This window comes from Desulfosporosinus burensis, assembly GCF_054657535.1.
Genome location: NZ_BAAHYN010000012.1, coordinates 14,157 through 38,557, shown reverse-complemented (window position 1 = coordinate 38,557; position 24,401 = coordinate 14,157). Strand labels below are relative to the sequence as shown.

General features: G+C 44.0%; 19 protein-coding genes and 2 pseudogenes. All 21 read right to left on the bottom strand.

The features are described 5' to 3' along the window. Window positions 1-27: 27 nt before the first annotated feature. Window positions 28-300, bottom strand: a complete 273-nt coding sequence (locus ACYQ3Q_RS20070; RefSeq protein WP_459930283.1) for a carboxymuconolactone decarboxylase family protein — start codon at window positions 298-300, stop codon at window positions 28-30. Between the two features lie 49 nt (window positions 301-349). Next, a complete protein-coding gene (locus tag ACYQ3Q_RS20065) occupies window positions 350-1,651 on the bottom strand; it encodes a DUF362 domain-containing protein (RefSeq protein WP_459930282.1) in 1,302 nt (433 codons plus the stop codon). A gap of 48 nt (window positions 1,652-1,699) precedes the next feature. Continuing rightward, window positions 1,700-2,539 (bottom strand): 3-hydroxyacyl-CoA dehydrogenase family protein, encoded by an 840-nt coding sequence (locus ACYQ3Q_RS20060; protein ID WP_459930281.1) that lies wholly within the window; start codon window positions 2,537-2,539, stop codon window positions 1,700-1,702. 54 nt (window positions 2,540-2,593) lie between these two features. Beyond that, window positions 2,594-4,147, bottom strand: coding sequence for an acyl-CoA carboxylase subunit beta (locus ACYQ3Q_RS20055; RefSeq protein WP_459930280.1), 1,554 nt, complete (start codon window positions 4,145-4,147; stop codon window positions 2,594-2,596). 69 nt (window positions 4,148-4,216) lie between these two features. Next, a complete protein-coding gene (locus ACYQ3Q_RS20050; protein WP_459930279.1) occupies window positions 4,217-5,695 on the bottom strand; it encodes a 4-hydroxyphenylacetate 3-hydroxylase family protein in 1,479 nt (492 codons plus the stop codon). Window positions 5,696-6,112: 417 nt separating this feature from the next. After that, on the bottom strand, window positions 6,113-7,318 hold the full coding sequence (locus ACYQ3Q_RS20045) for an ABC transporter substrate-binding protein (RefSeq protein ID WP_459930278.1): 1,206 nt from the start codon (window positions 7,316-7,318) through the stop codon (window positions 6,113-6,115). A gap of 316 nt (window positions 7,319-7,634) precedes the next feature. Continuing rightward, window positions 7,635-8,009, bottom strand: a pseudogene (locus tag ACYQ3Q_RS20040) (Coenzyme F420 hydrogenase/dehydrogenase, beta subunit C-terminal domain); the annotation flags it as partial. Continuing rightward, window positions 8,009-8,107, bottom strand: a pseudogene (locus ACYQ3Q_RS20035) (hypothetical protein); the annotation flags it as partial. The pseudogenes ACYQ3Q_RS20040 and ACYQ3Q_RS20035, both read right to left, overlap by 1 nt. Window positions 8,108-8,215: 108 nt before the next feature. Further along, window positions 8,216-10,030, bottom strand: a complete 1,815-nt coding sequence (locus ACYQ3Q_RS20030; RefSeq protein ID WP_459930277.1) for an acyl-CoA dehydrogenase family protein — start codon at window positions 10,028-10,030, stop codon at window positions 8,216-8,218. Window positions 10,031-10,056: 26 nt separating this feature from the next. Then, window positions 10,057-10,299, bottom strand: coding sequence for a MoaD/ThiS family protein (locus ACYQ3Q_RS20025; RefSeq protein ID WP_459930276.1), 243 nt, complete (start codon window positions 10,297-10,299; stop codon window positions 10,057-10,059). A 265-nt stretch (window positions 10,300-10,564) separates the two neighbouring features. Further along, window positions 10,565-12,409: an aldehyde ferredoxin oxidoreductase family protein gene (locus tag ACYQ3Q_RS20020; RefSeq protein WP_459930275.1), complete on the bottom strand. Its 1,845-nt coding sequence runs from the start codon at window positions 12,407-12,409 to the stop codon at window positions 10,565-10,567. Between the two features lie 23 nt (window positions 12,410-12,432). Further along, window positions 12,433-13,602, bottom strand: coding sequence for an iron-containing alcohol dehydrogenase (locus ACYQ3Q_RS20015; protein ID WP_459930274.1), 1,170 nt, complete (start codon window positions 13,600-13,602; stop codon window positions 12,433-12,435). A gap of 80 nt (window positions 13,603-13,682) precedes the next feature. After that, window positions 13,683-15,008 carry an acetyl-CoA hydrolase/transferase family protein gene (locus ACYQ3Q_RS20010; RefSeq protein WP_459930273.1) on the bottom strand — a complete coding sequence of 442 codons (1,326 nt, stop codon included), beginning with the start codon at window positions 15,006-15,008 and terminating at the stop codon, window positions 13,683-13,685. Window positions 15,009-15,096: 88 nt separating this feature from the next. After that, entirely contained in the window at window positions 15,097-15,987 is an 891-nt protein-coding gene (locus ACYQ3Q_RS20005; protein WP_459930272.1) for an MBL fold metallo-hydrolase, read from the bottom strand. A 128-nt stretch (window positions 15,988-16,115) separates the two neighbouring features. Next, entirely contained in the window at window positions 16,116-17,309 is a 1,194-nt protein-coding gene (locus ACYQ3Q_RS20000; protein ID WP_459930271.1) for a thiolase family protein, read from the bottom strand. 13 nt (window positions 17,310-17,322) lie between these two features. Continuing rightward, the gene (locus tag ACYQ3Q_RS19995) at window positions 17,323-18,471 is read right to left on the bottom strand and encodes an acyl-CoA dehydrogenase family protein (RefSeq protein WP_459930270.1); all 1,149 of its coding nucleotides are present in this window, start codon (window positions 18,469-18,471) and stop codon (window positions 17,323-17,325) included. Between the two features lie 46 nt (window positions 18,472-18,517). Then, entirely contained in the window at window positions 18,518-19,432 is a 915-nt protein-coding gene (locus ACYQ3Q_RS19990; RefSeq protein ID WP_459930269.1) for a 3-hydroxyacyl-CoA dehydrogenase family protein, read from the bottom strand. Window positions 19,433-19,508: 76 nt separating this feature from the next. Next, a complete protein-coding gene (locus tag ACYQ3Q_RS19985; RefSeq protein WP_459930429.1) occupies window positions 19,509-20,675 on the bottom strand; it encodes a thiolase family protein in 1,167 nt (388 codons plus the stop codon). 26 nt (window positions 20,676-20,701) lie between these two features. Further along, entirely contained in the window at window positions 20,702-21,568 is an 867-nt protein-coding gene (locus tag ACYQ3Q_RS19980) for a 3-hydroxyacyl-CoA dehydrogenase family protein (protein ID WP_459930268.1), read from the bottom strand. Between the two features lie 71 nt (window positions 21,569-21,639). After that, window positions 21,640-23,454: an acyl-CoA dehydrogenase family protein gene (locus tag ACYQ3Q_RS19975; protein WP_459930267.1), complete on the bottom strand. Its 1,815-nt coding sequence runs from the start codon at window positions 23,452-23,454 to the stop codon at window positions 21,640-21,642. A gap of 32 nt (window positions 23,455-23,486) precedes the next feature. After that, window positions 23,487-24,266, bottom strand: a complete 780-nt coding sequence (locus ACYQ3Q_RS19970) for an enoyl-CoA hydratase/isomerase family protein (protein ID WP_459930266.1) — start codon at window positions 24,264-24,266, stop codon at window positions 23,487-23,489. Window positions 24,267-24,401 lie beyond the last annotated feature (135 nt).

Below are 24,401 nucleotides of genomic sequence, written 5' to 3'. Positions count from 1 at the left end.
TGGTGTTCAGGGTCCGCTGCGAGTGTTTCACTCGATCTCCACACCTGTATTTTCCAAAAACCGGGCTACCATATTATAAAAGCCGATCGTAAGAGTAAGTTCAACTAATTCTTGGTGGCTAAGGAACTGGGATAGTTCGGCAAAAGACTCTTCACTTGATTTAACATTGAGTGTAACTTCCTCAGTATATTTAAGGACGGCACGCTCTTGATCATTGAATACCTGACTATCTCCATCTAGCCTAATGGCTGAAATCTGTTGTTCCCTGAAATTAGTTCTGCTTTTTATAAATCTTTCCATTGGAGAGTATCTCCGAAGCCGCCTTCCAATTGCGAAGGAGTACTTTAATCTATTCAACCGACCAGTCTGCGAGCCTAAAACCCTCGACATTCTTATATCTGTCATATAGGTAGTGCCGAAAACGCACATATTCTTTATAGTCGCACTCGATCCCTTCTTTAGCTAACACTTCTACCAATTTCTCCATATCAGGAGGACATCCCCAAATTGGTATAGCCTTTGTAATGGCTGGATTATCCTTATTTAGGTGGCAAGCACATTTGCCAAATAGAACTGAGTAGTCAAAACTAGAACTGGCCAGTTGTTTCTTTCCGGTGACTACCTCTACATTTGGAAAGGGCTTTCCCTTATAAGCTGAGGAAAAAAGAATCAACATGGGATTATATTGTGCCGAGCAACCGGTACAAAGGCTACTGTCATATTTACGGATTGCTAGACCGGTAATGCCGCGCTTTTTAAATCCGGCTGGACCAGTGTCTTCCTCTGTCCATTCCCAGTCATAATTAACATACTGTTGATGATCGGCAATACGTTCTCCCTTAACCTCATAATCTCCAAGTTCCAAACTGTAACCGTGCCGTTTAGCATAGTTTGTCAAATGTACCACTTCTTCAGCTTTATAGCCTATGATAGCCGCACCCACAAGATCACAAGCAAAAGGATCACGAGAAGCTATTAAAAGATCCTTTCTGAACGCCTTACCGGTTGGACCAGGTCCCTTTTCAAGAGTATAGAGACCATCGATAATCGTTAAAGCCACTGGCAACTTTTCAATGATCCGCGGGAATGTACTACTGAGTTCTCCATCCCCAAGTCCGTGGCAAAATTGTTTTGATTTTTTATTAATACACCCCTTAAGGTTCTTAATACCTAAAGATACTTTAGCCTGATTATGAGACTTTAGCACGGGTACATTGATAATTTTATCAGCTTCAAGAGCTTTTTTAGCGATGTCAAGCTTAAACCCGTCACCATAATCCGTCGTTACAAACTCATCTTGGTTGAAATCTACTAATTTAACTCCGTAACGTTCCTGCAATTTTTTATAACCCAGCGCTTCGAAAACAGCATCTCCTTGAGACTTTCCATTTGTAACTGCACCTTCGCCAATGGTTAGATCTTTAAACCCATGTTCAACTAAAATGCGCACTAATGCACTCATAACGACACTTGTAGTAACAACACCAAATGGAGGAAATGGTAAATCGAAATCCCAGCTTACAATGTTCGGCTTGATGAGAATACGGTCGTTCACGTTTAATCCTGCTAGTCCATCACTTAATCTCAAACTTTCTTGTAGAGATTCGTAGACGTCAGTTACTTTTACAATTGATACAGTGGCTTTTTCCATAGTTACTCTCCTCGATCCTTATGGTTTTCTTGGTCGTTCTCCGGTTGACTAGTATTCGAAAAAACCCTTACCGGTTTTTCTACCTAAGTGGCCTGCGCTGACCAATTGTCGTAATAAAACAGGAGTCCGATATTTAGTATCACCCGTGTCTCGAAACAAGGTTTCTGAAACCATTAGAACTACGTCTAGACCACAGAAATCCGCTAAAGCTAATGGACCGATTGGGTGATGTCCAGCCAGTTTCATAACTTTGTCGATATCTTCTGCCGTAGCCAATCCCTCTTGTAACACAAAGATAGCCTCGTTGATCATGGGATTGATGATTCTATTGAACACAAATAAAGGACTATCCTTAACTTTAATGACTGTTTTTCCAAAGCTTATTAAAAGTTTTTCCGTTTCTTTCAAGGTGGCTTCAGACGTGTGATAACCTTGTACTAACTCTACTGGTTCCATGCGCGGGGGTGGTATAAAAAAGTGTGTGCCTATCACTTTTTCCTGTCTATTTGTAGCTGCAGCTAATTCAGTAATACTAAGCCCTGAAGTGTTGGTCGCTAGAATTGTTTCAGGTGGACAAAGACCGTCTAGTTTTTTAAACAGACTCTTTTTAATCTCCAATTTCTCAATGACCGATTCAATAATAAAGTCCGAGGAACTGAGATTTGCTAAATTGGTGGTCGTATTAATTCGCTCTAAACACTGTTTAGCAGTCTCTACGGTTGTCTCACCTTTTTGTGCGATCATATTCAAGCTTTTCTGGATGCTGGCAAGACCGCTCTGTACCAACTCTTCATTCAAATCCCATAAGAAAACTTCGTATCCTGCTTGGGCTGCCACCTGGGCAATACCCGCCCCCATGGTTCCGGATCCAACTATTCCAATCGACAACTCATCCCACTCCTCAAATACGAATCGCCACTTCGTCCCAAGCTTATTTCTCTTTTATGGTCGCATAGCATGTTGGTAGGGACCCAATAGTTCTGGCAAAAGCGCATAAGCATCTTTCACCCAGTCACAAAGAAGTGGACGGGTTTCACGAGGGTCAATAATCTCCTCGATGCCAAAAGCTTCTGCTGTTCGAAAGGGTGAACGAACGGACTCCATTCCATCCATAATTTCCTTAAGAAGAGCCTCGGGATCCGAACTGGCCTCTAACTCTCGTCGATAGGCCGCTTGTACTCCTCCTTCTAAAGGTAGGGAACCCCAGTCACCCGACGGCCAAGCGTAACGCAAATGAAGAGCATGACCATTGATCATCCCTGCTCCGCCAACACCAAAGACTCGTCTTAAAATAACTTCAAGCATAGGTACTGTTGCTTGGTAGATAGCAGCTATTGCTCGAGCACCTCGACGAATAGTCCCCCTCTTTTCCGCATTCAAACCAATATCCATTCCAGGTTGATCTACCAAATTGACAATGGGCAAATGAAATGTTTGGCATAGATCGACGAATCGTTCTAATTTGTCCGCCCCTTTGTCGGTAAGCCCTCCCCCCCGAATAAAGGGATCAGGGGCGATAACACCTACAGGATAACCCTCTAAGCGTGCCAGCATTGTAACAGTGCCAGCACCGAAAAAACGTCCCATTTCGAATAAAGAGCCTTGATCAAAAATCATGGGCAATAATTCTCTGATCTTATAGGGCCGCCTTCGATTGCGAGGAATTACTGCAAGCAATTTTTCCTCTTTACGCTGAGGATCGTCGTTCGAAGCCGAAACGGGTGGAAGCTGCCATACATTAGACGGTAAATAAGAAAGAAATTTTTTTATTTGTTGGAAAGCCTCCTGTTCTGATTTAACCACATTATCGACAACCCCGCTTGCTCTATGAACAAGAACCCCTCCCAGTTCCTCTTTCGTTAAATCTTCTCCAGTCCCGAATTTGACAACAGGCGGACCCGCCACCATAACCTGGGAATTACTCTCAACCATCACCGAGAAATGGGCGGTTACAACCCTAGCCGCCCCCAATCCCGCTACTGATCCGAGACAAGCCGCTACCACAGGGATACGACCCAGGTTAGCAATCACTAAGTCCCAGGCAGGGTTGACTGGTACGTAAGTGTACCCCTCATTGGACAAGAATTTTACGCTTCCTCCACCCCCAGTGCCATCCACAAAACGAACTAGAGGGATTTTAAGGTCATGGGCCATACGCTCTGCATACTCCTGCTTACCTCGCACTGACCCATCCGCAGCGCCGCCGCGCACGGTAAAATCATCCCCTCCAACCACAACTTTACGCCCCTCAATACGACCTGTACCAAGGACAAAATTAGCTGGACGGAAATCGGTCATCTTGCCTTCCTCATACACTGCTTTTCCTGCTAAAGCTCCCGTTTCGTGAAATGTGCCTTGATCAAGGAGTTGATCAATTCTTTCTCTTACCGTCAACTTGCCTTGAGCCCGATGTTTAGCGACCCGCTCTTCTCCCCCCATTAGTTGGGCTAATTCTTCTCGTTTATGCAATTCATCAACTTCGGGTTGCCAACTCAAGTTATAACCCCCTCCGAACCTTTTGGGCGTCTAGTTCTTTCGATACTTTGGGTTTTTCGACCCACTGCACTATTTCTTCTTTGGCCTAGGTGCCATTCCAGCAATGGCTCTGACTATGTCCTTTTTGGACTCTATGTCGTACTGGGAAGTAATGGCAATCTGTTCCATGATCGGGGAACCGCCGCCATGATATGCACCATATTGGGTAGTTCCAGCGGACCCGGAGAGGCCGAAATCAATAAACGTCATCCAAAACTTAATCTGTTCTTCAATAGGGATTTTCGGGTTACGGTTGAGGTACTTCTCTAACAGATGTTTAGTTTCGGGGTTGGTCAGATCCTTTTCAAAGGGGAAGGTCGCTGGCAAACCCCCCGCGATGTCGCAAAGGATTTCTTGTTCATGGAACACTGCCTCACCCGATAGACACCTTCCGACGTTGGCATAGATGGAGTTTGGAATATAGTTACCAGGTCCATACGGTACAAGACCCATACCTGGCATGTAGACTTCTGGCTTTCCGAGAGCTGATGCCGTGAAGCCAGCCGCGTATCCGAGTTCACCCGTCATGATCAGTTTAGACAGTAGTTCACGCACATGTGGAGTCTTCTCAATGCCGTTAATTTCCGCTGCCAGAGCCGCCAAACCGATGACATAGTCGAGTGTGGCAGGCTTACAGCCGGAGTAGGAATGACGATGAAAGAGAGCAAAGAGCAGAGCTGTCAGGCCGCCATGCTGGGTTTCCCCACAGAGAAAAACGCGTTCCCAGGGAACGAAGCAATCGTCAAAGATGATATAAGAATCAGTATAGCCTGTTTCAATTCCCCTTCGAAAATGGTCACGCTTACGGCTACCATGTAAATGGACAACCTGCTTAATGCCTTCATAGTCCGAAGGAACCGCGAAGCAAAGTGCATAGGCCTCTTCACCCTTTCTTAGAGCCCTGTTCGGTACTACTAGAATCTCATCGGAGATCGAGGCTTCAGAAATGTGAACCTTAGCGCCGCGGACAATAATCCCGTCGCTCCGCTCTTCTACCACGTGTACATACATGTCCGGATCAGTCTGCTCTGCCGGCCGTTTTAGGCGCTCGCCCTTGACGTCAGTCTGTGCGCAGCTAGCAACTAAGTCTTCGTTCTGGAAGCGTTCCAGCCATTTTAGCCAGTTGTCATGATACGCGGTTTTGGCATTGGGATCTTTCTGTGCTTCGTAAGAAACTGCATTGATCGCGTTAGCAGCATCTACTCCCATGCACCGTTGAATACACCCTCCCACCTTGTGGCTTAACATACGGGTCATGTCTTGCTTCTTATGCAAGTCGTCAACGCTTTGGTGAATGTGATTAAAACGGTTGATGGTTTGCCCAGAGATGTGGGACGTTGCTGTAAAAAGGTCCTTGGTCGCGGGATCCCAAGCCGCATCAAAGGACAAACCCATGACGTTAATCGCTCCTTGTTGACGCTCATCAAGCCTATCCATCTTTTCACCGTTGAAATAAAGGTTATTGTTCTTCTTGCCTAATCCCTCGATATATTGTGCTCTTGTTCTCAAACTAAGTAGACCTCCCTCAAATTTTAATAATGTTTTGTTCCTCTTCTTGCACATGTGCAAGGGTCGCCGTTCATTTAATAATAATTTGGAAAATTCTAATTAAGTACAACTGCAAAAACTATACCAACTTAGAATAACACTGCCATCTCATTTAAGATTATTATTAAAGGCGCTTTGAACAAGCATACTTAACTTAACTTGACTTAGCTCCGATTCCTTGGAATGAACATCAATATATTTTTCAAGTCATACTCTATTTGCCCTTTTCTCTAGCAATTCGTTGCCTTATAAAATACAATTTCCCCCAACAATTCAGGTCAGGGGAAATCTGTACTTGAACAGTGTTTTCTTGAGAAATCTCCAGGTGTAACAATATTCTCGATTCAGGTGGGGTTTTTACCCCACCTGAATTGCCTATTAAGGACTTAATGGATTTTTAATCATAAACACTTTATTGAACTTCCCATTTTCTACCATGATCCCAGCACCATCCGTCGTTGAAGCGCCTCCAGGACCAATACCATACAGTGTATGGACCATGCTGGGATCATTAAGGGGCATAACCCCCTTCATTCCCTCAAAAATCTTTGTCGCGTCGGTAACATTTCCAGCTTTCTCCATGCCTTTAGCAAGCAGCATCATGTGTTCATAATTATAAGTTTGCTCTGAAGCTGGTATTTTACCTGCATACTTCGCTTTGTACCGTTCCACAAAAGGAGCTACCCCTGGGGAATCAAAATTGGCAATCGGACAAACACCCACAGCTCCTTCCAAATCTGTCAATGGAACTATAGCCGCCATTTGGTCAAGTTTAGCTTGGTCCATGACTATAAATCCGCCCTTGAAACCGAGTTGTCTAGCTTGTTTGACAACTGTAGCAGTCGGTTGGGAGGGTCCGCCTATAAACATTACATCTGGTTTTGTTGCCAAGGCCTTGCTGATAAAGGTATTGAAGTCTACTTCTTTGTTATAATCGACAGGGTTATTGGCGACAATCGTTCCACCGAGCTTTTCCCAAGCAGGAATCATCATTGCACTCCAATCCTTACCGTACTGGGTTGTGGTGGGAACAAGGGCTAATTTCTTACCAAATTTATCCATAACCCTTTTGGAAAACTCTTTAGGATAGAGATTATTGGGTGGAGGAAGTTGCATAGTCAATTTATTTCCCGTTTGAGATATCTTCGGTTCACTCGTGTAAGCCATTATCCCAAATCCATCCGTTTCATTGAATTGTTGGAGGGCGAAAATACCGCCGCTATGAGGAATAAAGATAACGGGGGTATTGTACTCAGCCTTGAGCCTACGCGCATTCGTTGCAGCTTTATCAGGCATATATTGGTCATCAAGTTTGACTAGATTTATTTTGTACTTTTGTCCGCTAACGGTAAGCCCTTTGGCATTGATCTCCTCTACTGCCATATCTAAGCCGTCGGTTACATCTTTACCATATAAAGCAGCACCGCCACTCATAGGTCCGGTATACCCAATATTTACAGTTTTGACCTCAGTATTCGCCTTAGGTTCGGAATCACTGGTTGCTGCTGGTTTAGTACCGCAACCCGAGACCACGAGGAGAGCGCTTAGAGAAAGTACTAACCCTAAATTTTTGATCCATTTCATTTAATATTTGCACCTCTTTCATTTCCTTTAAATGAGATGTTCCTCTTTTCCTAATCTTATGACTGTCAAAACAAATTTTACGCTAAGTGCATCCTCCTTTCCTGCGATCGGCTAGAAGCCATTATTTCCTCAAAATCAACAGATTACAAATTTATTACAAGTCTATTATGAATTTTCTAAAAATTCATAATAGACTTGTAATTTTAACATTGCAATAAATATGCCAGTAAAAATTTTAGTCCCTCCATGTTCTGCGCTTTTAAATATGTGTAATTTGCATACACTCTGAACAACAACCTGTTTACCTTGTATACATTCAGATCTCTTGGGAACTACGTTCTTCAGGATACGGTTTAGTCTCTAGAAGTCCCGCGATACAAACCTTTTTGACGATTTCCTGTCCTCTAGAACTTCTGATAATTAAGGTATTCCATTCTGGGTCGTGCTCAGTTGAACCAACCGAAACGTCGGCGAATTCCGCGGTTGGATCAAAACAGCGCTGACAGGTTGGACGGATGAAATCCCTTAATTCATCGACTGGTATCCGAACCTCTCGCTTTTCCGTCGTAGCAACTAAATAGTCATCAGGGATATCCAATCTAAGGATTCTATCACTACCAATTTTGGCTTGCAGAAATGGGTAAAAATTAGGTTCCAAAGACCAAAAGCAAAAAAGTCCAATCGTAAAGTTTACTTTTTTAGCGTTCCATTATCCTGTCTTTTTGCAAGAACTGCCATTTGAGATTCGCCGCTCTCAATCATGTAGGTAGCTAAAGTGCTCACTACTCCACCGTATTGATTATCTTATAAAACAATAGAGCCATTCACCACTAACATTCAATTCAAGTGGTGAATGGCTCTGTGCAATTTATATGGGTATAATGGGGGATCACGTGGTTAAAAAGCAACTTCAGGCATGTTAATGGCAGAGGTGTCAGCCTTTTTAATAATTGGAACCGTTGCCATCACATCAGGAACTATATTGTTTATATAAAATTGAGCAGTGTGTATTTTCCCGATATAGAAGTCCTCTTTAGGGTTCCCCTGACCTAGGTTTCCTTGGGCCACCAAAGCTTGTTGCATTAGTAAACAACCTGCATAGAGTTCGGCTGTAATTCGCAGTATTCTTGTGCTATACAACGGAACGAGCCGAATATTATCAGAAATGTAACCAGAGACTGTATCCATAAGTTCGCGGTATGACTGTATGGCATTACCCAATACCTCGAACTCGACATTAAACGTGGTATGGTCCTTGTTGTCTTGGACAAATGTAGCCAGTTCCTCGAGCCATTCCTTAAATATACTGCCTTTGTCCAAACTCCACTTACGAAAAACCAAATCTAACGACTGGATGAAATTCGTCCCCTCCCATATGGAGTAAATCTTGACATCCCTAGCCTGGCGCGCTACTGGGTACTCCTCAGTAAACCCGTAACCTGCGTAGATTTGAATAGCTTCTGTAATCGTAAGCCAAGCTTGGTCCGAGCTATAAGCCTTGATCAAAGGAGTGATAACTTCAATTGAGCGCTTGGCTTGACGGATATCCTCTGGATCATCCCCATAGACCATTAAATCTAAATAATAGTAAGCCTTATAAATCATAGCTCGCACAGCTTCTGTTGTAGCCTTCTGCGTGAGTAGCATACGACGAACATCTTCATGTTGAATGAGGGGTACTCGACTTCCTTTAGGATCGGTTATGGGTCTACCTTGAATACGTTCCTTAGCATATTGAACCGAATTGTTATAGGCTACGGTCGCTACCGCTAGGGCACTATGTCCTGTATTGACTCGCGATCCATTGATCATTTTAAACATTTGGGCTATCCCCTGCCCAAACCCTCTTTCGTCCGGCGGGCTTCCCAACAATATACCGCGACAACGGTCCTCTTCACCAAAACTAAGCATAGCCGTAGCGGAACCCTTGAGACCCATTTTGTGTTCGATCCCAATAGTTGATACATCATTAGGTTCCCCTAAGCTACCGTCTTCATGAATCCAAATTTTTGGCACAATAAATAACGACAGTCCTTTAGTTCCGGATGCCGCCCCCTCAACCCTCGCTAATACCAAGTGCACAATATTTTCTGTCAGGTCGTGATCCCCTGCGGTAATAAAGCATTTCGTCCCTTTAATTTTAAAAATAGAGGGTTGATCCGTAGGGTAGGCCTTGGAAGCCAAGTCTCCTACATCAGAGCCACCGCTAGGTTCGGTTAAGCACATGGTCCCTCCGCAAAGGCCTGCGAACATTTTTGGAGTAAAGCGATCTATTTGTTCCTGAGACCCAAACTCTTTGATCACAGCTGCTATCCCACCCGCTAAGCCTACATAGGGCATGAAAGCAGGATTGGCTGCATAAACAAACTCACGAACAGCACCGCTCAGAATCTCTGGAAGGGTCCCTTCTCCATCTATGTCTTTGTTACTAGATCCCCAACCGTTTGCTTGGATATACTTGAAGGCCTTATGAAAGGACGGGGGGACAGTGACTTTCCCGTCCTTAAAGACCGCCCCGATCGTATCTCCGTCGTCATTGGTGGGCGCAACAATTTCTTTGCACACTTTTAAGGCTTGGTCAAGGATACCGTCCACATCATCAATGCCAAAAGTATCCCTAAAACGCTTCAATTCGAAAATCTTTGCTCCGTTTAGCCATTCTTTGAGAATAAACTTATGATCTTGGTTACTGTACATAAAATTACTAGCCAAAATAATCCTCCTTTAGACTTATCTCCTTAGCCCCCTATCATAGGGGTTAAAAACAGTACTTCATCTCCATCTTTCAGTTTCGTTTTTCCTCTATCTTGATTCATGACATTTTCATTATTTATAAGAACAGCACAGCTTCTGAGACTATCAGGATCAACCCTATCAAATTCCTTACAAAGTTTAAGAATTAATTCTTCGACATTAGCTGCTTCTAGAAGTATTGCTTGATTACTACAATGATTAACGCCAAATACTTGAGCTTGAATCATAGATACTCCCTTCGAAACCTCTTTGGTTGCTGCTTTGTTTATGGGGTTCTGATGGAAAAAATATATCGTGCATAGGCATCCAATCTTTCTCTGCTATGCACGACCGGTTTACCACTTGTTGCCGTAAAGACCCTAGATTTATCTAACTGGGAGTTGTCAATCGAGTGTCAGAAGGATTCTCCCACATCTATAAGGGGTGTTCCATATTCTTTTCGTACTGGAGACTTACGGCACCGTCTCGATGTTCAGCTTAAGCTGAACAAGTTCATTGATATAGGTCTTTAATCACAAAGTCTAGTCCAAGCTCCGTTAACTTTTCCCTAGTAGGCTTGCCATCGTTATTCCATTCTCTCGCTTGGTAGTATTCGAGAAGCATTTTATCAAGATCAGGCACAATACCTTCATTTGGACCACCAATGACAGAGGTCATCACACGTTTAGGCAGGGCATCGTCCGCTTTAGTTATCCCGAACTTGTTATTAAAAGCTCTTTGAAGATTGAAGATTCTTTCTCCAGTTTTTAGAACTCTCTTGCTATCATATTGATAACCTGTCGCTTCAGTAAGGATCGCAGCTAATTGAGTCGGGCTCAGGGCATACAAGGTGAAATAACAAATAATAGAACCGTTAACCGCTGAACAAAAGTCTTGTACCGCTTTTACCAATAAGCTTTTTCCTTCCTCTTGATGCGGTGGCAGCACCCCGACAACACCCGCTTCTGGCATGTCTCTGGATCCATCCCATCCTCCGATATAGCCATGACAGTGGCATCCACCACGAGGGGATGTGGCATAGGTTACTGCAAATCCGGAAAATGCTCTAGGGTCATGCATGGCAAGCTCCATTCCTTTGACATGAACAGCAAATTCTTCACTGCCTTTTCCAATTACGGAAGCAGCGTGCCTTACTCCATTTCCTAGCAGTTCTCCAATTCCATCCTTGTGCATAATGAGATTGAGCAGTGCCAACATGGCGTCTTGGTTTCCCCATTTTAAATCAATTCCACCAAGCTCTTCTTTAGAGATAATCCCCTTTTCATAGGCCTCCATTGCAAAGGTAATTCCAGCTCCAGCTGAAATAACGTCAACACCCTGTTCATTACAAAGCATGTTAAAGTAGGCTATGGACTCCAGGTCATCGTTCAAAGCATTGGACCCGAATGAACCTAGCGCTTCATATTCGGGACCGCTTCCTTTCATCTCGTAAGGTCCGTCGGGAATCTCTACGTATCGAGCACAATGGATCGGGCAAGCATGGCACTCAGGCGCATGTTCTTCCAAAATAGTATTTGCCATATAAGGGCCAGCAATTTGGTTATATTTATTCCATGTGCCAAGAGCAAAGTTTTTAGTGGGTGCATCTCCGTTTCCAGGAGCCAGAGCCATTCCAATTGCTGTTCCATATTTTCTCATTGAGGCTGTAATAGGATGGTTTTTGATGCATGTCATCGTTTCCTTGACAAGTTCCTTCCAAGAATCTTCTTCAAACTTGGCAACTTTATTGTCTCCAGCCACAAGAATGGCCTTGAGATTCTTGGAACCCATTAAGGCACCCGCTCCACCACGACCAATGGCCCGCGCTGAGTCATTAATAATACAAGCAATTTTAATTAATTTTTCCCCTGATGGACCAATAGCTGCTACACTGGATTTTTCAAGACCACATTCTGCTTGTACAGCCTCAATAGTAGCCGAAATCGTCTGTCCCCACAATTTCGAAGCGTCCTTGATTTCTACTGAATCATTGTTAATACAAATATAGACGGGATCTTTTGATTTACCTTCCAGAATAATCGCTAAATAACCGGCCTTTCTCAAGACAAAGCCAAATTTACCTGACGAACTTGAGTCCAACCAGATGCCTGTCAGAGGGGACCTGCAGGACACATTATACCTTCCTGAGGTCGGGAAAAGTCCTCCATTCAGAGGCCCCACTGAGAACATAAGCTTGTTACTCTCATCGAAAACGTCATCACTAACTGGAATTTCATCATACAAGTATCGAGCGGCTAAGCCTGCCCCCCCGATGTAATCCCGCAGGTATTCCTCTGGAATAACTTCAGTAGAGATTTTTCCACTCGTTAAATCTATGCGTAATAGTTTATCTAACATCCTCAAACCTACTTCCCAAAAAATTACTTTTCCCCTCTGACATAGGCTTCTTCCAGCATAGCTAAGAGATTTCGTTTATTTGCCTTGGTTGGATAATAGAAGTAAGTTGTATCCATAATGACTAAATCTACAATATCAGCGAAATCATCCCTGCCAATATTCAGGTCTTGTAAAGTAGGAATCCCTATTTTGGCGTTTAGTGCATACATAGCATCTGCAACAGCCTGTCCAATTTCTTCTGCACTAAGCTCTTCTTTCAAATTTAACCCCATTGCATTCCCGACACGTCTTACGTTGGCGGGGTCGGTTTTCGACACGTATTTCATAACGGATGGCAGAGCAATAGCACATGCACTGCCATGAGGGACATGGAATTTTGCGCCCAGGGAATGTCCAATACCATGGGCCATGTGAACAGTAGCATCTGTAAACGCAATTCCAGCATAAGCAGCAGCCAGCAGCATATGTTCTCTGGCTTCTATATTATTGCCGTCAGCGACAGCTATAGGAAGATATTTAACCACATATTCAATGGCCTTTTCCGCAAACATTGCAGAATATTCATTCCAGTTGCGCTTAATTGTTAGGGCCTCAGCAGCATGGGCTATTACGTCCATTCCTGTTGCTGCGGTTGGATAAGGAGGCAATCCTATGGTTAATGTGGGGTCTAAGATTGCAACGTTGGCCGTGCACCCTTCACCATAGATAATTGTTTTTCGATTTTCAGTAGAAGAAGTAATAACTCCCATATTCGTCATTTCACTGCCGGTTCCAGCTGTCGTTGGAATCATGATCATAGGGGTTCTAGACTTATTGTAAACAGTTTGTATGCCATATTGGACTATGCTGCCGGGGTTTGATAACAAGATATTTACACCCTTAGCCGTATCCATGGCACTCCCACCGCCAATTGCTACAATTCCATTGACTTTTTCCTTCCTTCCCAGCTCTCCAGCTTCGTTGACCACGGTATCCGGGGGATCTGGCAAGACACCATCGTAATGTATGACTTCAATCCCTTCACTTTCAATCGCTTTAACTATCTTGTCTACAAGACCAGCAGCCTTCACTCCTTTGTCATAGACACAAATAATCTTCGTACATTCTAATTTTTTCAATCGAGTACCTGTTGTTAGTGAAGCATCGGCTCCAAAGATCAATTCTGGTTTGGCAAGAACAAAGAAACCATTCATTAAATCGAACCTCCTTAAGATTAATGGTGTTGTTCATTAAACAAATCTCCATGCCTTTCATAGCTAAGTTTCCACGTATTTTATCTCAACAGATCTAATTTTTGTGCCTCTCGGATTAACTCATCCCTAAAATCTGGGTGAGCAATGCTAATTAATCTCTCTGCACGTTCCCAGATCGGCTGCCCTTTGAGATTAACGATCCCATACTCCGTCACAATATATTGAACGGCTGGTCGCGTAACTGTAACCACAGCACCTAAAGTCAGGAGAGGGTTAATGCGGGAATGCATTTTTCCTTTCGAGTCTGTATACGTTGAAGCTATACAAAGAAAGCTTCTTCCGCCCTTGGAATTATAAGCGACATCTACAAAATCCAATTGCCCGCCTGCTCCGCTGATCATACGAGTCCCTTTCGATTCCGAACACACTTGTCCTGTGAGATCGATTTCGATAGCATTATTAATCGATACCACGTTATCATTTTGACAAGCAATGTTACGACCATTGGTATAATCAGCTGGATAACCCGCACATTCAGGATTATTATCAATAAAATTATACAGTTTTTGTGATCCGGCAGCGAAGGTATAAACCATCCGACCTTGATCGATTTGTTTTTTCTTGCCGGAGATCCGTCCTGCTTCCACCATATCCACCATACTGTCACACAACATCTCCGTATGAATTCCTAAGTCTTTTAAATCAGACTGAGCTATCATTTTCCCCAGGGCATTAGGCATCCCGCCAATCCCAAGTTGCAAACAATCTCCATCCCTAAGCTCCTTGAGAACAAACTCCGCGATTTTCTGATCTACTTCCGAAGCTTCTTCGTTAGCAATCTGCGGTAATTCTTGATGCCCGCCTTCAACAACGTAAGTAACTTCAGAAATATGAATATTATTGCCGTACCCGCCGTGAGCATAAGGCATGCTCTCGTTGACCTCGACGATAATCGTTTTGGCTATGTCTGCTGCAGCACGATAATGGCTAATTGTTGGCCCCATATTGAAATATCCGTGTTTATCCATTGGGGCGACTTGAATCATCAGAATGTCAGGAGGACAATTCTCCCGAACATAGCGCGGGGCTTCAGAGTACTTCATGGGACCATAATACACTTTCCTTGTTTTTGCATACATTCGGTCCAAAGCCGTCATGTGAGTGGAATTCCAAATACTATGGATCCCTGTGGGATCTGCCTTATGAATAGCATGCGGACGCGCCGAGATTCCATTGACAATGACAATATCCTGAAGATCCGGGATACGTACAGCTAAAGCAGGGTCTAGCACTGGCAATGTGTTTGCAGCAAATGTATATGTAATCCAATCCCCATTTTTAACAACACTAACTGCTTTCTCTGGAGAAACGAGCTTACTTTGGTATACCTGCGCCCATCTGTTCATCTTAATTTTCCTCCTCGTGTATTCATCCCTAACTTATCTTAAATCACTCAACTTTGGTGTAACCTACGGATCACAATCAGGTTCCATTTTACGAGCATTTGTATCTTTCATTCGATTTTACATAAACCTTACCTTGCTTCACTAAGGATTGTAGATGTTTTCTAAGCATTACCTCTTCGAAGAAACGATAGAGCTTTTCTGGTTCAGGAAAACGTTGGTAAATAATTTTTGAATCCACTAGTTCTGTTATTGTTTTGGGAACATGTAAATGCTTTAAAATCTGTTCGTCACGGATTTGGAGCTTATCTGAGTATTCTTGTAAACTCTCCTTGATATGGTCTGTGACAATACCCCTATGACTTGTCACCAATACCTTGGGGTTTAACTCAATTAGACGATGGATGGAACCTTTAAAATCTTCAAGTTCCGAACGAAGATTACCATACCAAGGTCCAAAAGGTGATAGATCGATATCCCCTGAAAACAATATACCCGCCTGTGGTTCATAGAGGGCAATATGCCCGGGAGTATGACCTGGGGCGTGAATCACCTGTAATTTGACCGCCCCAAAATCCAGTATTTCCTTGTCCGCCAATTCTTTAGCTACCTCACAGCTCGGAGGACCTCCAGGAAAATGCAAGGGGGCGGGGAATCCTAGTCTTTCATTTAATCCGGTGTAAGCCATAAATTCCTTAGGGGAACGCAAGGCGGGAGCATCCAGGGTGTGGGCCCAAATCTTGGCATGTGGGAAATACTTGTTACCAAAAACATGATCCAAGTGATAATGAGTATTGATGATGACGTCCACTTCACCGGTTTGGATAATCCGCTCTATCCGACTGCGTCCAAAACCTGTATCGACCAAAACTTTAAGCTCGGTATCGATCATTAACCCATTGCTATAGGGAAACCGCCCACCCTGCTCACCGAGCACAAAGTATAAATTCGGCAACAGCTTGGTAAACATTTTGTCACTCATTATTTACTCTCAGTTCTCTCGTCACAGTAAAACCTCCCAAGTCATAAGCGGCATTGCTACATTATTCCTTTAATTTTAAATATTCAGTTATCAAATGGTACACTTATTGAAAATAATCTGTTTTGGAGTTAGATCGTCAGATTTTCGACTACAGTGGAGATACCTTGACCTCCGCCGATACACAAAGTTGCTAAGCCGAATCTCTTGCCAGTCCGCATCATCTCATTAATTAATTTGATTAAGATGATTGCACCAGTTGCTCCCAAAGGGTGCCCTAAAGCAATCGCACCGCCATTAACATTCGTTCTCGAAAGATCCAAGCCAAGTTCTTTTACAACGGCCAATGACTGAGCCGCAAATGCCTCGTTTAGTTCTATCAAATCTATCTGATTTAAGCTTAGGCCTGCCATTTTAAGAGCAGCTTGAGAAGCCGCCACTGGGCCGATACCCATAATTTGAGGCGGTACTCCTTTTGCCCCAATTCCGATCACTTTAACTAATGGTTTCAGCCCGAACACTTTAGCCTTTTCTGGAGTCATTAGCATTAATACGGCCGCCGCGTCATTGCGGCCGCTGGAATTACCTGCCGTGACAGTACCCCCTTCTTTAAAGACAGGGGCCAATTTGGTGAGCTGAGCCATACTGGTTTGACGAGGGTGTTCATCTTGATCAAAAACGACAACACCCTTTTTACTTTTAATTTGATAAGGAACAATTTCCTCCTTAAATAGTCCTGCCCCAATCGCTCGCAGGGCACGTTCTTGACTAGCAAGGGCAAATTCATCCTGTTCTTGGCGACTGATATTATATCGCTCAGCCAGATTCTCTGCAGTCATTCCCATTGTCAAGCGTCCATATTGATCTTCTGGCTGGCAGCGAGGTTGACTTTCAGTATTTGAATCTAAAATTTCGGCATTTCCCATCCGAAAGCCGTACCGAGCGTTCCTCAGATAATAGGGAGCCGTGCTCATGCTTTCTGCGCCACCAGCCATGACCACTTCCGAGCTTCCTGCCCAGATCCCCTGAACTGCGTTATTAACTGCTGTCAAGGCAGATCCACACTGACGATGGACCGTATATGCGGGTACTTCTTCGGGCATATTGGCCCTCAGTAAAGCTAAACGAGCAAGGTTAGGATTATCCCCACTCTGTTTTGTATGACCTAGTATGACTTCATCGACTGACTGCCCGGGAATCCCACTGCGCTTGAGTATTTCTCGCATGACTTCAGCCGCTAAATAATCGACCTCAATTTCTTTGAGAGCACCACCCACTCTACCGATAGCGGTACGCACCCCAGCCACAATAACTGCCTCTTGCATTTCCTCTCCTCCTTTATAGCGCAAATTCCTTCCTTAACTGATTGGCGATGATATTGCGTTGAATTTCTGAAGTGCCTTCGTATATGCGTGCAATCCTAGCGTCGCGATAGAATCGTTCGACTTCGCACTCTCTCATATAACCCATACCTCCGTGAATTTGAACAGCCATATCCGCTACCCGACCATAGACTTCGGAGCCAAAGGTTTTCACAATAGCTGCCTCTTTGATCACGGTTTCTCCTCGGTCAATTTTCCGAGCAACATCATACGTCAAGCTGCGCAAAGCCTCAATCTCAATTGCCATATTGGCTAAATAATGCTGTATAATTTGATTCTCAAAAATCGGCTTGCCAAATTGGACGCGCTGCAGAGCGTATTTGATACTTACTTCCATTAACTTTTGGCTAGAACCAAGATTTCGAGCTGCCAGTCCAGCTCGTCCATTAGCCAAGATTTTAAGGGCATTAACATATCCCTGCCCTAGCTCACCTAAAACATTCTCAACGGGGACCTCGCAGTCTTCAAAGATCAGCTCAGCCGTTTGAGACCCGTGAAGTCCCATTTTCTTCTCATACTTACCGACAGTGAACCCTTTAAAGTTCCGCTCAACGATAAACGATGTAATACCCTTGCTCCCTTTACTCTTGTCCGTTACAGCCATCACCGTGAATACATTGGCTATATCGCCATTGGTTATAAACTGTTTGGTGCCGTTTAAGATATATTTATCACCCTTTAACACGGCGGTTGTCTTCATGTTGCCAGGATCAGAACCCGCAGACGCTTCTGTTAGGGCAAAGGCGCCTATCAGCTCGCCCACTGCCATTTTAGGCAGGTAACGTTTCTTTTGCTCTTCATTGCCAGCCATCACAATCCCGACACTACCAATTCCATTGTGGCAACCAATTATGGACACAAAGCAATTCGGCCCGCGACCTAATTCTTCAAAAATCATGACTTTGCCTACCATACCTGCCCCTAAGCCGTCATACTCTTGGGGAATGCTTAGACCAAACAATCCCATCTCCGCAGCCTTATCGAGCAAACTTTGAGGGACTTTATCTTCTTCCTCCATCTGCTCACTCAGTGGCTCCACATCTCTTTTAATTAAAGTGCGCACTGCTTGACGGATAATATTTAACTCTTCCTCAGAAACATTCATCGCAATCCCTCCTGCCCTTCAATTTTCTGGTATAGGAAATAGCCACTTAGCCATTGGGGTATTCGTAAAATCCTTTGCCTGTTTTCCGTCCCCATTCTTTCTTTACAAACTTCTCTGCTATTGTCGGGGAAGGACGGTAAATTGGATCTCCCGTTTCTTGGAAACGTTCTAAACCTATAATATAGGTAAGATCAATACCCGTCAGATCCATTAAACGAAAGGGCCCCATCGGATGTCCAAGGGCAAGGGTAACCGCTGTATCAATCTCTTCGTGCCCCGCTATTCCCATGTCAAGTAAATAAATGGACTCATTTTTAATCGCGGCAAGCATCCGATTGACGAGAAAACCGTATATTTCCTGTTTTAATAAGACAGGGGTCTTACCCAGGCTAACGCAAAAGTCCATTAATGTTTGGGCGGTTTCCTCAGAAGTATGGGGTCCCTTAACAACTTCTACTAGTTTCATGACCAAGGCTGGATTAAAGAAATGCAGGTTACAGACCTTTTCTGGACGATCCGTCACGTCTGCAATTTTCGAACTCACAATATAGGAACTATTCGTGGCGAGAATGGTATGGGGCGGACATAGGCTGTCTAATTCTGCAAACAACTTGCGTTTAATTTCTAATCGTTCAATAATTGCCTCTATCACCAGATCTGCCTCACCAGCAGCCTTTGATAAATCCTTCGTGAACGAGAGATTAGCTCTGGCAGCATCTACCTGATCCTGCTTCAGCTTCCCTTTAGCAACCCTTTCCTGTAGATAGGTTGTTACAAATTGCTCCGCTTTTTTTAATACCTCTTCATTCACATCCGTGCATTTCACTTCGAAGCCCGCCAATGCAGCGCTTAAGGCAATTTGATGCCCCATATTCCCAGCCCCAACGATACAAATCTTACGAATCAGATGCGCTCCCACATTCATACCCCCTAGCAATAATTCTTCACCAGAGCCTACCATAAGATGCCTAAGGATAAGTCTCCCCCAACCCCTCGGGGCCAGGGGAGATCTATCAACCTTACGCTTAAGGACTCACTTAGACTCTCTCAAAGATTGTAGCAATACCTTGTCCGCCACCAATACAAGCCGTAATCAAGCCAAATTGAACATCCCTGCGAGTCATTTCGTGGACTAATTTTGCAGTGAGAATTGCCCCCGTTGCAGCGATCGGATGACCATGGGCAATCGCACCACCATTAACGTTCACTTTATCCATGTTAAAATGAAGTTCTCGATCCACTGCTAACACTTGGGCTGCAAAAGCCTCGTTTAATTCAATGAGATCGATATCGTCTAAGGAAAGACCTGCCTTTGCTAAAGCTTTCTTGGTAGCAGGCACTGGACCGATTCCCATGATGTTTGGATCAACACCAGCATAAGCAAATGTGCGAATTTTAGCTAAAGGTTTAAGACCTAAGGCCATCGCTTTGTCAGCCGACATTACCACAACGGCAGCTGCCGCATCATTTAAGCCCGAACTGTTTCCCGCTGTGACCGTTCCGTTCGCTTTAAAAACGGGAGACAGTTTGCCCAATCCCTCAAGCGTTGTCTGCGGACGTGGATGTTCATCCGAATCAAAAACCATCGTCTTATTCTTGCCTACTGGAATGGTGAGTGGGACAATTTGGCTCTTAAACATACCCGCTTCCATTGCTTTACCCATTTTTTGTTGGCTGTTTACAGAGAATTCGTCCTGTTCTAAACGGCTGATCTGATATTTTTCCGCCAAATTCTCTGCGGTGATCCCCATTGGTGGATTACCGATTTCATTAGTAGAGAGTTGGAAACCACTACGGAACTTAGGCGGAGTCTTACTGAAAAACTCCATATGTTCCATTATATATGGTTTAAGAGAACAGCTCTCAGTGCCCCCCGCAATAAAAACGTCGCCCATTCCTGCCATTACAGCTTGAGCCGCTAAATTCACGGCGTTCAAGCCAGAGCCGCACTGCCGATCAATCGAAACGCCTGAAATCTCCACTGGCAAGCCTGCCTGCAAAGCGCATAAACGCGCAATATTACCACCAGCGTTCAAACAGTTTCCAAAGAATACATCTTCGATCTCGTTGGGATCTAAGCCTACGCGTTTGATCGCTTCTTTGATGACTTCCGCTCCATAATATTCGGGAGGAATTTTACCCAAGGCGCCCCCTGCCCGACCAATAGGACTTCGAACTGCGGATACGATAACTGCTTCATTCATCATGAAAATACCCCCTATGTTTTAGATCACTCGTAAGTGTAATAGCCCTTTTTAGTTTTCTTGCCCCATTCTCCCTTGGTAAATTTCTCAACAACCAACGGTGAGGGCTTATCTTTAGGATCACGACTCGTTTGATAGCGTTCCATAGAAGCATAGTAAGAAAGATCAATACCTGTTAAATCCATGAGGCGGAAGGGTCCCATCGGATGGCCTAAGGCATTCGTCACCGCAAGATCAATCTCTTCTGGACTGGCGATCCCCATATCGGCGAGGAACAATGCCTCTTGAGCTAGTGCAGACAGGATTCTATTAACTAGGAAACCATAGATTTCCTTCTTAAGCCAGACTGCTGTCTTGCCAAGTTTAGCGCATAAATCCATCGTTACCTGAGCGGTTTCCGTGGAAGTATGCGGTCCCTGCACAACTTCAACCAATTTCATAACTAAAGCGGGATTAAAAAAGTGCATATTACAAACCTTATCCGGACGATTGGTTGCATCTGCTACCTGTGAACTAACGATATATGAACTATTTGTGGCAAGTATGGCATGAGAGGGCGCAATTCTATCTAAATCTGCAAAAAGCTTCCGCTTAATATTCATCTTTTCAACAGCGGCCTCAATGACAAAATCAGCATCCCCTGCAGCATCTTCTAGGTTCGAAGTGAAACGAATGTTCGCTAGGGCTTGGTCTGCTTTGTCTTGGCTTAACTTTCCCTTAGCGACCCTCTCCGGTAAATACGATCGTGCAAAACCTTCTGCTTTATCCAGCATCTCTTGACTAATATCTATGCAGGCCACTTTATAACCTGCCAATGCGCAAGCTAAGGCAATCTGATGACCCATGTTGCCAGCCCCAACCACACAAATAGTTTTAACATCTTCTATCTTCAATTTTATTGCCTCCTTTATGAATATACTCTTCTAAGCTAATGAGAATTGTCTGGATTTTAAACTTTGAACCCCTAAAAAGCTCCTTCCGGAATCTCCATAGCAGAGGTGTCATAATCTTGAATAATCTTGACCGTAGCCATCACGTCAGGCACAATATTTCGTAAATAAAATTGAGCTGACTTAATTTTACCTTGATAAAAGTCTGTGTCCCCAATTCCTTGAGCCAGTTTTTCCTGAGCAACTAACGCTTGTTGCATCAGCAAAAAGGCGCAATAGAGTTCGGCTGTAACCCGTAAAATTCTCGTGCTATACAGGGGCACCAAGCGAATATTTTCTTTCATATAGCCAAACACGGTTGCCATGAGTTCCTGATAAGCCTTTAAAGCTTGACTTAACATTGCCATCTCGCGAGGGAATTTAGCTTTCGCTGAATCTTCCTTAACAAATACTGCAATATCCTGTAGCCACTCCTTAAAAATACTACCTTTATCCAATCCCCACTTGCGGAAGACTAAATCCAGCGACTGGATGAAATTTGTTCCTTCCCAGATGGAATAAATCTTAACATCTCTCGCTTGACGAGCAATCGGGTACTCCTCGGTATACCCGTATCCTCCATGGACTTGAATAGCTTCCGTAATCATGAGCCAAGCTTGGTCAGAGCTGTAGGCTTTAATTAAGGGAGTAATTAGTTCAATATAACGTTTGGCTTGCCGAACATCTTCTTGAAGATCTCCAAAAGCTATTAAATCCAAATAGTAATAGCCTTTAAATATCATAGCTCGCATAGCTTCAAGCGTGGCCTTTTGAGTGAGCAACATGCGCCGGATATCTTCGTGTTGGATAAGGGTTACCCGACTTCCTCTAGGATTTTCAATGGGACGACCCTGAACACGTTCTTTAGCATAGGCAACTGCGTTATTATAGGCTACAGTCGCCACGGACAGAGCGCAGTGTCCAGTGTCTACCCGGGAACCATTAATCATCTTAAACATTTGGGCCATGCCTTGCCCAACCCCATTTTCGTCCAGTGGGGCACCTAACAGAAAGCCGCGACACAAACCCTCTTCACCGAAGTTAAGTACTGCTGTGGCAGATCCTTGAAGCCCCATCTTATGCTCGATTCCTACGGTTGCAACATCGTTTCGTTCGCCGAGACTACCATCTTCATTAACCCAGATTTTAGGGACTATGAAAAGTGACAAGCCTTTGGTGCCGGGAACTGCCCCATCAATTCTGGCCAAAACCAGATGAATGATATTTTCTGTAAGATCGTGATCCCCACAGGTAATAAAGCACTTTGTTCCTTTTATTTTATAAATTTTAGGGTCATCCGTGGGGTAGGCCTTACTTAACATATCCCCCACATCAGAACCGCCACCAGGTTCAGTAATACACATCGTTCCTCCCCACACAGCCTCGAACATTTTAGGGGTGAAGAAGTCGATTTGTTCCTGGGAACCGAATTGCTTAATAATGGACCCAACGCCGCCGGGCAAACCCAAATACGCTACGAACGCAGGGTTGGCAGCAATCATATATTCATGGACTGCTCCATACAGAAGCGATGGAAGGGAGCCCTCACCGTCTGCATCCTTATTGCTAGCACCCCAACCATTTTCTGCTACATATTTGAAAGCGTGATGAAAGGAAGGGGGAACCGTCACTTTCCCATCCTTAAAGACTGCTCTGATCGTGTCTCCGTCATCATTAGTGGGAGCAACAACGTCTTTACAGACTCTTAAGGATTGGTCAAGAATTCCATCGACATCCTCCATACTGTAGACATCTCGAAAGCGTTTCAATCCAAGAATTTTCTCTCCATCCAGCCATTCTTTAATAATGAATTTATGGTCGCGGGTGCTATATAGGAAATTACTGGCCATAACATACACTCCCTCTTTGCTGATTAAATGTATTATTTTCCTTGGAAGTTTGGTTTGCGTTTTTCAACAAATGCGTTCATGCCTTCTTTTTGATCTTCAGTAGCGAACAATAGGCTAAAGCATTTGTGCTCATATTGTAAGCCCCTATCTAAATCCATCCGCAGCCCTTCATTGACACACGTTTTAGCCATCTGAATGGCCACAGCGCCTCGGGCTGCAAATTTTTTAGCCATTTTCTTTGCTTCGATTAATAATTGACCTGCAGGTACCACTTTATTCACAAGACCAATCCGCAAAGCCTCCTCTGCTGAGATAAAATCACCACTAAAAATCAACTCTTTTGCTTTACCTGCACCGATGAGTCGAGGCAGACGTTGAGTTCCCCCACCGCCCGGTAAAATACCCAACTTGATTTCTGGTAAACCAAACTGCGCATTGTCAGCTGCAATACGTACATCAGCCACCAAGGTCAGTTCACACCCACCACCTAAAGCATATCCTGCGATTGCAGCAATTACAGGCTTGTTCATAGCTTCAATAAAATTAAATGATTTTAATGATGGTCTAATGCCTGTCGCTACATCCACTGCTGTGGCCGAAGCCATTTGTTTGATGTCTGCTCCAGCTGCAAATACTTTGTCGCCGCCCGTGATAATCACTACCCGTACAGAATTATCGGTACTTAACGTTTCGGCAGCCTCCCCCAACTCAATGAAGACCTGACTATTCAGAGCGTTTAACACCTCTGGGCGGTTTAGAGTGATTGTAGCAATACCCTCTTCAATTTCCACAAGGATTGTTTCGTAAGCCAATTTACCTACCTCCCTCAATTCTTTATTTCTGTCTTACTTAAGTCTTAGTTCTTCGATCTCAACCATTTTTCGAATATTCTAAAAAGCATACCTATTCTTATATACAAGAACCATGCCAATTGCTAAAAAAATAAG